General features: G+C 45.0%; 12 protein-coding genes. 6 read left to right on the top strand and 6 right to left on the bottom strand.

All coding sequences use genetic code 11. The features are described from left to right. Positions 1-8 precede the first annotated feature (8 nt). Genes FD975_RS03350 through FD975_RS03340 form a run of 3 tightly spaced genes read right to left on the bottom strand, consistent with a single transcriptional unit; the run spans position 9 to position 2,742 of the window. Positions 9-1,058, bottom strand: a complete 1,050-nt coding sequence (locus FD975_RS03350; protein WP_215303102.1) for an Ldh family oxidoreductase — start codon at positions 1,056-1,058, stop codon at positions 9-11. 15 nt (positions 1,059-1,073) lie between these two features. Beyond that, positions 1,074-1,823: a GntR family transcriptional regulator gene (locus FD975_RS03345; protein WP_215303100.1), complete on the bottom strand. Its 750-nt coding sequence runs from the start codon at positions 1,821-1,823 to the stop codon at positions 1,074-1,076. Beyond that, positions 1,810-2,742 carry an SMP-30/gluconolactonase/LRE family protein gene (locus FD975_RS03340; RefSeq protein WP_251371406.1) on the bottom strand — a complete coding sequence of 311 codons (933 nt, stop codon included), beginning with the start codon at positions 2,740-2,742 and terminating at the stop codon, positions 1,810-1,812. The genes FD975_RS03345 and FD975_RS03340 overlap by 14 nt, the downstream gene beginning before the upstream one ends. 139 nt (positions 2,743-2,881) lie before the next feature. On the opposite strand from FD975_RS03340, the gene FD975_RS03335 reads away from it, so the two are divergent. The 5 genes from FD975_RS03335 to FD975_RS03315 all read left to right on the top strand — a co-directional run bounded on the left by FD975_RS03335 (position 2,882) and on the right by FD975_RS03315 (position 7,515). After that, a complete protein-coding gene (locus tag FD975_RS03335; protein ID WP_215303098.1) occupies positions 2,882-3,820 on the top strand; it encodes a 3-hydroxyacyl-CoA dehydrogenase NAD-binding domain-containing protein in 939 nt (312 codons plus the stop codon). Between the two features lie 32 nt (positions 3,821-3,852). Continuing rightward, positions 3,853-5,400, top strand: coding sequence for a UxaA family hydrolase (locus tag FD975_RS03330; protein ID WP_215303096.1), 1,548 nt, complete (start codon positions 3,853-3,855; stop codon positions 5,398-5,400). Between the two features lie 133 nt (positions 5,401-5,533). Then, complete coding sequence (locus FD975_RS03325) at positions 5,534-6,514, top strand: DnaJ C-terminal domain-containing protein (protein ID WP_215303095.1); 981 nt, start codon at positions 5,534-5,536, stop codon at positions 6,512-6,514. A gap of 5 nt (positions 6,515-6,519) precedes the next feature. Then, a complete protein-coding gene (locus FD975_RS03320) occupies positions 6,520-6,837 on the top strand; it encodes a chaperone modulator CbpM (RefSeq protein ID WP_215303093.1) in 318 nt (105 codons plus the stop codon). 6 nt (positions 6,838-6,843) lie between these two features. Then, positions 6,844-7,515, top strand: coding sequence for an alpha/beta hydrolase (locus FD975_RS03315; protein WP_215303091.1), 672 nt, complete (start codon positions 6,844-6,846; stop codon positions 7,513-7,515). 15 nt (positions 7,516-7,530) lie between these two features. On the opposite strand, the gene FD975_RS03310 is transcribed toward FD975_RS03315, so the two are convergent. Then, positions 7,531-9,450 (bottom strand): ATP-binding cassette domain-containing protein, encoded by a 1,920-nt coding sequence (locus FD975_RS03310; RefSeq protein ID WP_215303090.1) that lies wholly within the window; start codon positions 9,448-9,450, stop codon positions 7,531-7,533. 101 nt (positions 9,451-9,551) lie between these two features. Here FD975_RS03310 and FD975_RS03305 point away from each other — a divergent pair, with 101 nt between their 5' ends. Continuing rightward, on the top strand, positions 9,552-10,148 hold the full coding sequence (locus FD975_RS03305; RefSeq protein ID WP_215303088.1) for an ATP-binding protein: 597 nt from the start codon (positions 9,552-9,554) through the stop codon (positions 10,146-10,148). Positions 10,149-10,209: 61 nt separating this feature from the next. Here FD975_RS03305 and FD975_RS03300 read toward each other — a convergent pair whose 3' ends face one another. Beyond that, positions 10,210-10,833, bottom strand: coding sequence for an OmpW family protein (locus FD975_RS03300; RefSeq protein ID WP_215303086.1), 624 nt, complete (start codon positions 10,831-10,833; stop codon positions 10,210-10,212). A 179-nt stretch (positions 10,834-11,012) separates the two neighbouring features. After that, the gene (gene hemN / locus FD975_RS03295; RefSeq protein WP_215303084.1) at positions 11,013-12,428 is read right to left on the bottom strand and encodes an oxygen-independent coproporphyrinogen III oxidase; all 1,416 of its coding nucleotides are present in this window, start codon (positions 12,426-12,428) and stop codon (positions 11,013-11,015) included. Between the last annotated feature and the right edge of the window lie 11 nt (positions 12,429-12,439).

The following is a 12,439-nucleotide window of genomic DNA, read 5'->3' as shown; positions in this document are numbered from 1 at the left end:
TCGGTAAGTTATAAATCTAATACTGCAATTCCACACTCCTTGGCACAGCTATTTAAAGACTCTTGTAATTCAGTTGATATTGGAATGCCATTCTGAAGTCGCTCTGCCATCACTCTAGCAGCTCCGTCTCCAGGCACTCGAATTTGGTTTACACCAGGCAATTTAGAGGAAGCCTTCAAATCATCAACCAAGGCAACCACACGGGCAGTAAATAGCTCCTTATCTCCAAAGGCGCTAGGATCAACCGCAATAATTGTTTGACCTGTATTAGTAATGAGATCATGGTGGGCATTGAAATCAATGGTTTCCTTACCAACAGCTGCATTATTTAAGGCCCCAGCAAGCAAGCCAATCATCACGGCAAGCCCATATCCCTTGTATCCACCAATTGGCAGCAAAGAACCTTCACTAGATTTTTTGGGGTCCGTAATTGGCTGCCCATTTCTATCAATCATCCAAGTATCCGGAATAGCCTCGCCCTTTTGAGCGGCAAGCTTTACCTTACCGTAAGCAGCTACCGTAGTGGCAATATCCAATAGCACAATTGGCTTATCGCCTGATGGCACAGCAATCGCAATTGGATTAGTTGATAACAACAAATCAATGCCACCCCATGGCGCCATGTGATTAGCATTACCAACGGCCATATAAATACCAATGTAACCTTGTTCGGCTAGCTTTCTGACATATACGGATGCTGCTCCAGAATGATTTCCATAATGACTACCCACCCAGCAAACGCTGTGTTTCTTGACTTTTTCTATTGCAACATCAACCGCTCTATTCATGACCAAATGACCTAAGGCGTTATCGCCATTAATCAAGGCGGTTGCACCCTGCTCACGTTCGATACGAATATTGGGAGTGAGGTTGATGCCGCCCGCACCAATTCTTTTGATGTAAGCGGGCAACCTAAAAATTCCATGCCCATCAGCACCAACAAGATCTGACTTCACCATCAGCTGTGCAACAACTTGAGCATCTGCCAAAGGCACTTGGTGAGCATACAATGCTTCAGCAATAAATGCTTCAGCTTTAGCGACAGATAAGTATTTCATATTGATTCTTGCAATTTAGTTACCGACATCACTCTTAAACTCCATCTTATAAGTGTACTTATTGTGAGGATGGTAGGTAAAAGTTACCTCAAAAAGCTTGTCCTGATTATCGAAGTAACGACGAACAATAACTAAACATGGATCGCCCACCTTCAACTCAAGCCTCTTTGCAATAGTGGCAGGTACACCTAGAGCGTACACATCTACTTCAGCTCGATCAATACGAGTGCCATATTTTTTCTCAATCTGCTCGAACACCATCACTTGACTGTGCTCAGGATCCGAAGTTAAAGATGCAAACTGAGGTAGGATGTAGATATCAGTCCACGCAATGACTTCTTCAGACTCCCGTTGCTTGCGGATACCTCCAATGTGGTACCAGGAAGATCCTACTGCACTGCCGATCATTTCGCTTAGCGACTTATCCAACTCAATAAAATTTTCAATAATATTTTGTCGATACGTATTTCTTGGATAACTCAAAATATCAATGGGCGAATTAAAGCTTTGAGTAAATCTTCTCACCTTCCGTCGTGAGATCACCTGAGTTGGCGCTCCTTGTCGACGCAATACCAAACCATCCCTCTCCAAAGTTTGAAGAGCATGTCGCAATGTATGACGACTTGCTTCGAAGGTTTTGCAGAGCACTGCTTCCGATGGCAAGTTAGACCCTACCGCCCAATCACCCTCATAAATCCGCTGAGTCAGCGAATTTGCTAAGGCCTTATAAAGCGGTAGAGACTCTTTCAATTTAGGAGAGACCAAACATCTTCTTACCAGCTACTGGTAAACGCGCCTTCAAGATATCGCCAGAGAGAGATTCGGTAATGTACAAATCTCTGCCATCCTCGCCACCAAAGCACATGTTTGCCAAGTGATGATGATGTGGGTTGTCAGAATAGATCAAATGTGTCGGGAGCATATTGCTATCAAACCTCCAGATACCAACACCTAGGTGACATACCAATAATCCATTTTCAGAATCCATCTCAATACCATCTGGCCCAGCAACACCACCAGTCAACTGAATAGCTACACCGGTTTTAGAAACCGAGCCATCCGCCATCAGAGGCAAGCGCCAAATTTGCTGAGATCTTGTAGCCGCAACGAATACATGCTTTTCTTGCGTATTCAAGGTAATGCCATTGGGGCTTGGTACGTTTATGGCTAAACGATCCAACTGTCCATTTTCCCGCAATCTAAATACTCTACCCGTTGGATCCGCGATGCCGGTTTGACCTTGATCAGTAAAGTACAGATCTCCATTGGAAGCAAAGTGCAAATCATTCAAACCCTTGAAGTTTTCACTGTACATGGATCCTAAGATTGTTTCGACCTTGCCAGTCTTGGGATCAAGAGCCAATAAGCCCAGTTTGTAGTCACAGATAAACGCGCGGCCGTCTTTATGGAACTTCAAGCCATTCGGCCAACCATCAAACTGAGTCACTAAATCCCAGTCGCCCTTGGGTGTAATTCTAAAAACTCGACCGAAAGGAATATCCAGAAACCATAAGTTACCCTCACGATCAAAGGAAGGCCCCTCTAAAAAACACTCTACTTCAGCATTTTGACGATTGGGGTCTGACCAGGCGGTACGGGATTTTTTTCTGAATTTAGCAGGCATCGACATAAAAACTTCTGCCTTAATTTTTTCTACCGGCTGAAATGGGTTATACATCGTCATAGCAAAAAACCTTATAAAGTTATACGGATAAGTTATATTGAATGCTGATTCATTAAAACATAATTAATGATAATCTACTGTAGTTATATAAATAAATACACTTGTAGCATTCCCAAACTTAACCGCATAAGATAAAAATATGAGTCAATATGTAGCCATAATCGGCACAGGAACTATGGCAGCAGGAATTGCAGCGGGATTCATCTCTCATAACATCCCTGTTGCAATATTGGGAAGAAGCAAAGAGAAATCTGGTGACTGTCTTAAAAAGGCTACTCAACTAGCAATTAAGATCGGCTTGCATGGTGGGAACGCTTCCCTTGATGAGGCCACCATTGAAGCAGCTCAAGTGAGCGCCACCATGGACGCGTGGGATTTATGGGGTGATTGCTCTTGGGTAATTGAGACGGTTGCGGAAAATCTGGAATTAAAAAAACAGATTTTTGCTTACCTTGATGACAAAGTGCCAGCTCACATACCGATCGGTAGTAATAGCTCAGGCTTTCCAATTACCAAAATCTCTGCCGACCTGAAAACCGCAAACCGAATGATGGGTGCTCACTACTTTATGCCAGCAGAAGTAGTTCCGTTAGTTGAAATTGTGATAGGAGAAAAAACAGAGTTAGCCTTTGCGGAACAGGTATGCCAGCTTTATAAAGCTATCAATAAAAAACCAGTGCTAGTGAAAAAAGATATTCCAGGATTTTTAGCTAATCGTATTCAGCATGCGTTGATGAGAGAGGCACTCTCTTTAGTGCAAGAAGGAATTGCAAGCCCCGAAGATATCGATGATGCTGTACGCTATAGCTTTGGTTTTCGTTATGCAGCAGTTGGTCCAATGACTCAAAAAGAGATCTCTGGCTGGGACGGCATGGCCAATGCAGCAAAAGAAATCTATCCATCCCTATCCAATATCACCACTCTACCGCCAAAAGTGGTGCAATTAATGAATGATGGAAAGACTGGTATGAAAGCCGGCGAAGGCTTTAGAAAATGGACACCGGAAGAGGTTTTGCAGACCTCAAATTCGTATTCAAAAAGGTTGAAAGCAGCCTTTGATGTATTGAACATGGACTAATCAATAAAAAACTTATTTACCGAAAGCATTACATGATTGAAACATCTGAAAAAAAATTAGCCGGGCCAATTATTCGACTCCATCCCAATGACAACATTGTGGTTGCACGGGTAGATGTGGCAATTGGTGAAGCAGTCCCAAGTGAGAATTTCACGAGCCGCAGTCAAGTGCCAGCAGGTTACAAAATTGCAGCAAAGAAAATTCTCAAGGGCGAAGCTATTCTGAAATACAACGTGACCGTAGGATTCGCCAATACCGATATTGAGCCTGGCACGATGGTTCATAGTCATAACACGGAGTTTCGTGAATTCGATCGCGACTATGCCTATGCTAGCGAATACAAACCCACTACCCTCTTACCAGAAACTGAACGTGCGACTTTTCAAGGTTACGTGCGCGCCAATGGCAAAGTAGGTACACGCAATTTCATTGGCATTCTATCTACTGTGAATTGCTCTGCAACCGTCGTGAACAAAATTGCAGCGTGGTTTACCCCCGAACACTTAAAAGATTTTCCCAATATCGACGGGGTGGTTGCATTTAGTCATGGTATTGGTTGTGGAATGGAAATGAGTGGCGAGCCTATGCAACTGCTTCGCCGAACCATGGCTGGATATGCGCAGCATCCTAACCTAGCTGCCGCTCTGATCATCGGCCTGGGTTGTGAACGTAATCAACTCAAAGGGTTGATGGAGCAAGAAGCCCTGCAAGAAAATTCCACTTTGCACACTTTCATCATGCAAGAAACTGGTGGAACACGCAAAACAATTGAAGCAGGAATTGAGGCTGTAAAAGCACTTCTCCCGGAAGCCAATAAAGTGAAAAGGCAAACTGTCTCTGCAAGCCACCTTTGCGTTGGTTTGCAATGTGGTGGCTCGGATGGTTTCTCTTCGATTACCGCTAACCCAGCCTTGGGCGCTGCGATTGATATTTTGTCGCGTCATGGTGGCACCGGCATTCTCTCTGAAACGCCGGAGATTTATGGTGTTGAACACACACTGACCCGCCGAGCAGCAAGCAAGGCTATTGGTGAGAAATTAATTCAACGTATTCGCTGGTGGAAGGATGAATATTCTGTCGGTCGCGATGTTCAGATCAATGGACAAGTCAGTCCCGGGAATCAAATCGGCGGCCTAGCCAATATCTTTGAAAAATCACTTGGTTCATCCATGAAAGGTGGAACGGGACCGTTAATGGAAGTGTATCGGTATGCAGAGCCAGTAACGGCCAAAGGTTTTGTGTTTATGGATACACCTGGTTTTGATCCAGTTTCAGCAACAGGTCAAATTGCTGGCGGTGCAAACTTGATTGCATTTACTACAGGGCGTGGCTCCATGTTTGGATCAAAGCCAGCACCTTGCATCAAACTTGCCACCAATACACCGATGTATGAGCGGCTTACCGAAGACATGGATATTAATTGCGGTGAGATCTTAGATGGTGCGGTTTCAGTTCAGGAGATGGGGCAGCAGATTTTTGAGCTCTTTCTCAGAACGGCCTCTGGTGAACCCTCTAAAAGTGAATTGCTAGGTCTTGGAGATTATGAATTCGTACCATGGCAAGTCGGGGTCATGAGCTAAGCCCAGATCCTGGAGCAGGTTGATTCTAAGCGGGCTTTATGCCCGCTTTTTCTACACTCAAAAAGAGACCGAAAATTTAGCCGAGGGATTGTAGAATGAAGCTTATTGATTCAATCAGGACTTCATTAGGATTATGAAATTCAGGGACTACTACGAAACACTCGGTGTAGCACGTGGTGCAACCGAAGCAGAAATTAAAGCGGCTTATCGCAAGCTAGCACGCAAATATCACCCAGATGTGAATAAAGAAGCTGGCGCAGAAGAGCAGTTTAAAGCTGTCGGAGAAGCCTACTCCGTACTGAAAGACACCGAGAAGCGTGCGGCATACGATCGCATGGGCGCCAATTGGAAAAATGGCCAAGATTTCACACCTCCACCGAACTGGAATGAGGGATTTGAATATTCCGATGGCAACTTTGGTGGTGGCCATGGTGGATTTGGTGGTGGCTATGAAGGTGATCAAAGTGAATTCTTTGAATCTCTTTTTGGCAGAGGTCGCCATACTCAAGGTGGTCGAGGTGGTAACCCCCGTCAGGGCATGAACTTTAAAGGTCAAGATCATCATGCCAAAATCCTGATTGATCTTGCTGATGCCTATAACGGCGCAAAACGTACCATTTCCCTGCATATGCCTGCGCAAGATGCCAATGGTCATGTCAGCACACAGGAACGCAAACTTGATGTCAGCATTCCCAAGGGCATCAAGGCCGGACAGAATTTACGCTTAGCTGGGCAAGGCGGTCCTGGTATGGGTACAGGTGGTGCAGGTGACTTGTACCTTGAGATTGATTTTCATGCAAACCCTATTTACCGTGTCGACGGAAAAGATGTTTACCTGGATTTACCACTAGCACCATGGGAAGCTGCACTAGGTACTACTGTCAATATCCCTACCCCTGCGGGCTCCACTCTGGAATTAAAGATTCCAGCTGGCACAGCAACAGGTCGCAAGATGAGACTCAAAGAAAAAGGTATCCCCAGCAAAGAAGCTGGTGACTTGTACGTTGTGCCAAATATTGTTTTGCCTAGCGCAGAAACCGATGCTCAAAAAGAAGCTTATCAATCACTAGAGAAAGCTTTTGATTTCAACCCCAGAACCCACCTGAAGGGATGATAAACATGACACAAACAAAAATCACCTGGATTGAAGGTAGTCTTGTTGAAGAAGAGGTGCACATGAGCATTGTGGAAATTTCACAGGCTACGCGTGCGCCCCAGGATCTCATCATGTCATGGGTAACAGAGGGAGTATTGAGCCCTACTGGCTCATCCCCTGAAGACTGGCGTTTTAGTGGGGAATCTCTAAAGCGTGCAAAGACTGCTGCTCGTTTAACTCATGATCTGGAACTCAATACGCCTGGAGTTGCTTTAGCACTTGATCTTCTGGAAGAAATTAGTCGCCTGCGCAATCAGTTGCTTCGTGAAAATCTAGGATAAAAATTCATGGCCACATTGCCTTGCATTGAAATTGAAACCGCCCCCAATCCAAGCGCTTCCGTCATTTGGCTGCACGGACTAGGGGCTGATGGCAATGACTTTGTACCCATCATTCCGCAACTCAATCTGTCTGAGTGCCCTGCTATACGCTTTGTTTTTCCAAGTGCACCCTCTATGGCAGTCACTGTCAATGGCGGTTACCTTATGCCAGCGTGGTATGACATTACCGAAAGAGACATTAATGCCCGCGAAGATGTTGCCGGCACTCACAAGTCCGCAACAGCTATTGCGGAGCTAATTGAGCGAGAAGCAAGCCGTGGCATTGTCTATGACAAAATTGTTTTAGCTGGCTTCTCACAGGGCTGTGCCATGTCTTTACAGGTCGGTCTACGCTTTCCACACACACTGGCAGGCATCATGGCTCTATCAGGCTACCTGCCCCTAGCAAAATCACTTGCAGTCGAGAGAAGTGATGCAAATAGCAAAACACCGATTTTTATGGCGCATGGTGTTTGGGATGCTGTGATCGTTCCAGAACGAGCTGAGGCTTCAGCTGATATCCTAGAAAAATTATGCTATCAGGTGGACTGGAATACCTACCCGATGGAACACTCTCTTCACCCAGATGAGCTAGTAGATATCTCCAGGTTTTTGACTATGGTGCTGAGCAAGTCATAAACCAAGCAGATCAAATTAAGATTCTGAACGACTTAAGAGCAATTCCCAGCGTTGTAACTTGATATCTAGATCTGCAGTAATTTCAGATAGACGCGCTTGCATACTCGCGGCCAATTCAGGTTCGTTTTTATAAAGATCGGGGTTGCTCATCGCAATACCAATATCTGCTTGCTCCGTCTCAAGCGTCTCAATCTGTAAAGGTAATGCCTCTAGCTCCAACCGTTCTTTCCCATTGAGCTTGCTCACGCTACCCTTTACAGCAGTGGGCTTTGATTCAACTTTTATCTCTGGCTTTACCTCTGATCTTTCAACAGCTTTAGCGCCGCCATTGGCCGCACGGATCTTATCTGAGCGCGCTTTCTGGATCTTCCAGTCTTCGTAACCACCTTCATACTCACGCCAGAATCCATCGCCTTCGTTAGCAATGATGCTGGTCACGACGTTATCCAAGAAGTAGCGGTCATGGCTGACCAAGAACACCGTACCTTTGTAGTCTTGGAGTAATTGCTCGAGTAAATCCAGAGTGTCGATATCCAAGTCATTGGTTGGTTCATCCAAAACCAAGACGTTTGCAGGACGGGCAAATAAGCGTGCCAACAATAAACGGTTCCGCTCTCCACCAGACAAAGTGCTGACTGGTGAATTAGTACGCTCTGGTGCGAATAAGAAATCACTCAAATAACTCTTGACGTGCTTCTTATTGCCATTGATTTCAATCCACTCGCTACCTGGGCTAATGTAGTCCTCAAGCGAAGCATTGAGATCTAAGCCTTCGCGCATCTGATCAAAGTAGGCTACCTCAATGCGAGTGCCCATGGTTGCCGTTCCAGAATCTGGCGCGATCGTCCCCAGTATTAATTTGAGAAGCGTAGTTTTGCCTGCACCATTAGGACCAAGCAGACCCACTTTATCGCCACGCAAAATGGTTGCCGTGAAATCTTTCACAATCGGGCGATCGTAAGACTTAGAAACATTCTGCAGATCCGCAACGATCTTGCCGCTTCTATCTCCCGCGGAAACTGCAAGCTTGACTTGCCCAACCGCATCACGTCTTTGTGAGCGAGTAGTTCGCAGTGCTTCTAAGCGCGCAATACGCGCAACACTACGCGTACGCCTTGCTTCAACCCCCTTGCGAATCCAGACCTCTTCTTGGGCGAGTAATTTATCCGCGCGCGCATTAGCCAAAGATTCAGAATTCATCTCCTGATCTTTTAATACTTCGTACGCCGAGAAATTTCCTGGGTAGGTGCGTAAGATTCCACGATCAAGTTCTACAATTTGCGTGCAAACGTTATCTAAGAAGGCACGATCATGGGTAATCAGAATTACCGAGCCTTTGTACTCTTTAAGCAAATCCTCCAACCAAGAAATCGAATCTAAATCGAGATGGTTGGTAGGCTCATCTAATAGCAATACATCCGGCATCTCCACAAGAGCGCGAGCTAAGGCAACACGCTTCTTCGTTCCACCCGATAAGGTATTGATCTTGACATCAGCTTCTAAATGCAGGCGATCCAATGTTTCATGAACGCGCTGCTCCCAGTTCCAGCCACTTAAAGCCTCCAATTGGGATTGCACTTCGTCAAGGCGGTGGTGAGCAGCATCGTCCCACTCTCCTACGCTCAGAGCTTCATACTCTTCGCGCAGCGCCTTGGCCTGAGCTACACCCTTGGATACGGCATCAAAGACAGTTTCTTCAGCCTCAAATATTGGTTCTTGAGGAACATAGGCAATGCGGAGGCCTTGCTGATATTGCAGCAAACCATCATCCATTTTTTCTATGCCAGCCAAGATCTTCAATAAAGAAGATTTGCCAGTGCCATTGCGGCCAATTAAGCCAACACGCTCCCCAGATTCCAATGAGAAAGCAGTATTTGCGAGGAGGTCAACGTGGCCAAAAGCCAGTTTTGCATCAGTGAGTACGATTAAAGCCATGGCGACATTATCGTCACTTCAAGCAAAGTGGTGATATTTCCAATAAACATGGGATTGAGAAGTAGAATTTAACCAGGCAATACACCCAAATAAAGCGATAAATGACCTGTAAGCTCAGCCCTGGCGCACCACGACTTATCCTCTTTGCAGGCCATGCGGGCACCGGTAAAACTACTTTAGCTAAAAAGGCTCTACCCCTAATAGTGGAAAAGACCGGTGAGGACTTTTTCTTCTTAGATAAAGATACAGTCTACGGCGCCTATAGTGCCCATGTCATGGAGCTCACTACCAATAATCCCAATGATCGCGATAGCCCCTTCTATCTTCAGAACCTCAGGGATTGGGAATATGCAGGCCTCATCGCCATCGCCAAAGAAAACCTCCAACTTGGCGTCAATGTCATCCTAGTAGGTCCATTCTCTAGCGAGATACAAAGCGGACGGATGTTCAATCCCGAGGAGCTTGGAGTACCCAGTGTATCTAGCATCAAAATCGCCTGGATAGATCTCGATGAAAGTGAAGCAAAGCGTCGTATGGAAAAGCGCGCAGACCCTCGAGATGAATACAAACTCAAGCACTGGGATCAATACACCAAACGCAGAGTTAATCCTCCAGAGCATATTGCAATACAGCGCTTTGATAATTTACATTTTGATGAAGCCAAATTTGAGAAGTTGATTGAACACTTGATTCAATAATGAGTGAACAAAAAAATAGAGCCCCTTAAGGGCTCTATCTCAAGAACTAAGAACTGAATTCTTAGAACTTGTAAGTTACACCAACAGCTGGCATCCATGGATTCAAAGTCAGCTTACCTGCGACTGGGCCGTATGCAGGACTGGAAACATTAGTCGACATCGTTGCATATTTCAAGTCAACGTTTAGACCCCAATTTTTATCAAACATATAGTCCATACCAATTTGACCAACAGCGCCAACACTAGAGCTATCAACAGAATAGGTACCACCGCCCAAATTATTACGACTACTGAAAATCGTGTAATTTATACCAGCACCAACATAAGGTTTAAATGCACCGAACTCTGTGAAGTGATACTGAAGAACTAACGATGGTGGAAGCGCCTTGATCGTACCTAACTTATTTCCACCAGCATCAATCTGAATGCTTTGTGGGTAAGTCAATACCAACTCGGCAGCAATATTTTTAGTAAAGAAATAGGAGACATCAAACTCAGGAATGATCTGATCTTTAGCTTTTACGTCTAATGTTTGAACAGCGCCAGTCTGACCATTCTGCCAAAGCAAGTCCACGGCGCGCACACGAACCATCCATGGGTTCTCGCTTGAAGATTGAGCTTGAGCGGCGATTGGAGCCAATGAAGCTACTGCTGCCATAGCGGCTACTAGAGTTTTAAGACGCATGATTTACCCCTTTTTTTGTTATCAATTTGATGGATCTATTTTCAAATTGAAGATGGGGTTGTAATTTGATGCAAATCAAATTCAGAGACTGCAGAAATTAATTTTTGGTTTTAAACCAACACTATTTTGATGAGTTTTTGATGTAGATCAAATGAGTACAGGCTCTCACTCAATTTCGCTTAAAGCACTTTTGAGTAAGTGCCCTTTGCTTGAGATTCTCTAAGATGGCGATCAAAGGTCATTGCCACACGTCGAGCCAGGAGTCGGCCTTTGATGGGCACGACCATCTTCGCACCCTGCCACTCCAGTAGGCCAGCCTGTTCCAGATGCTTGAGCTCTTCAATCTCTATCTTGAAGTAACTTGGAAAGTTGATTTGGTGAGTCTTGCCAAATAAATCAGTATCCAGAGCAAATTGGCACATTAACTCGCCAATTAATTCACGACGCAGTAAATCATCCTTGTCTAATTGCAGGCCTCGGAGTGTCGGCAGATGGCCATCATCGATTGCCGAGTAATACTCGTCTAGTGTGCGGACATTTTGCGAGTAACAATCATCCACCTTACCAATCGACGAAATTCCAAAAGCCAAGAGATCACATTCAGCTTGCGTAGAATAGCCTTGGAAATTGCGATGCAAATTACCCTCTGTTTGAGCAATCGCCAATTCATCATCTGGCTTGGCAAAGTGGTCCATGCCAATAAAGACATAACCTGCATCACCCAATCTTGCGATCGTGTTTGACAAAATATCGAGCTTGTCAGCAGCTCTAGGCAAATCTGCCTCAGCAATTCTGCGTTGGGGCTTAAAAATATGGGGCAAGTGCGCATAGTTATAAACAGAAAGACGGTCAGGACTCATTTTGAGAACCGCATCGACCGTTTCTTTGAAGGTCTCTGGTGTCTGCTTTGGTAAGCCATAGATCAAATCAACGCTTCTAGATTTAAATCCGTACTTCCTAGACCAATCTATTACTGCTTGAGTTTCCTCAATTGTTTGGACGCGATGCACCGCTTGCTGTACCTCGAGGTTGAAATCTTGCACACCAAGACTGATGCGGTTAAAACCCAATTCAGCAAGTAAAGCAATATCTGATTCAGTGACACGTCGTGGATCAATCTCTATTGAGTATTCGCCACCAGGAAGTAGCTCAAAATGCTCACGCGTATGGTGCATCAATTCAATCATCTCTTCGTGAGATAAAAATGTTGGTGTACCCCCACCCCAATGCAACTGGGTTACTGGTATTTTTTTCTGCACACCCATTGCAGCGCAAACCATTGCCATCTCTTTAGCCAAATACTTGATGTATTTAGCGCTGCGACCGTGATCTTTAGTAATGATTTTGTTGCAGCCGCAGTAATAGCAAATATTGGGACAAAACGGTAAATGAAAATATAGTGATAGTGGCTCATCAGCCTGGGCTACACGTTGCAATGCCCTCAAATAATCAGATTCACTGAACTCATTATGAAAGCGATCGGCACTAGGGTATGAGGTGTAGCGTGGGCCATTGATATCAAACTTCTGCAATAACTCTGGATGAAAAAGTACTTCTTTTTCATTTTGCTTAGATGCAGAAACTACAGAGCTCATCAAAAATTAGC

The sequence above is a fragment of the Polynucleobacter sp. AP-Jannik-300A-C4 genome (assembly GCF_018688335.1).
Lineage (GTDB): Bacteria > Pseudomonadota > Gammaproteobacteria > Burkholderiales > Burkholderiaceae > Polynucleobacter.
The sequence above is the reverse complement of the archived record's forward strand: the minus strand, read 5'-3'. Positions and strand labels throughout refer to the sequence as shown.

Excerpts from the sequence above, each read along its gene's own strand:
- FD975_RS03350 (WP_215303102.1), bottom strand. The coding sequence starts at position 1,058 with ATGAAATACTTATCTGTCGCTAAAGCTGAAGCATTTATTGCTGAAGCA.
- FD975_RS03340 (WP_251371406.1), bottom strand. The coding sequence starts at position 2,742 with ATGACGATGTATAACCCATTTCAGCCGGTAGAAAAAATTAAGGCAGAA.
- FD975_RS03335 (WP_215303098.1), top strand. The coding sequence starts at position 2,882 with ATGAGTCAATATGTAGCCATAATCGGCACAGGAACTATGGCAGCAGGA.
- FD975_RS03330 (WP_215303096.1), top strand. The coding sequence starts at position 3,853 with ATGATTGAAACATCTGAAAAAAAATTAGCCGGGCCAATTATTCGACTC.
- FD975_RS03325 (WP_215303095.1), top strand. The coding sequence starts at position 5,534 with ATGAAATTCAGGGACTACTACGAAACACTCGGTGTAGCACGTGGTGCA.
- FD975_RS03320 (WP_215303093.1), top strand. The coding sequence starts at position 6,520 with ATGACACAAACAAAAATCACCTGGATTGAAGGTAGTCTTGTTGAAGAA.
- FD975_RS03315 (WP_215303091.1), top strand. The coding sequence starts at position 6,844 with ATGGCCACATTGCCTTGCATTGAAATTGAAACCGCCCCCAATCCAAGC.
- FD975_RS03310 (WP_215303090.1), bottom strand. The coding sequence starts at position 9,450 with ATGGCTTTAATCGTACTCACTGATGCAAAACTGGCTTTTGGCCACGTT.
- FD975_RS03305 (WP_215303088.1), top strand. The coding sequence starts at position 9,552 with ATGACCTGTAAGCTCAGCCCTGGCGCACCACGACTTATCCTCTTTGCA.
- FD975_RS03300 (WP_215303086.1), bottom strand. The coding sequence starts at position 10,833 with ATGCGTCTTAAAACTCTAGTAGCCGCTATGGCAGCAGTAGCTTCATTG.
- hemN (WP_215303084.1), bottom strand. The coding sequence starts at position 12,428 with ATGAGCTCTGTAGTTTCTGCATCTAAGCAAAATGAAAAAGAAGTACTT.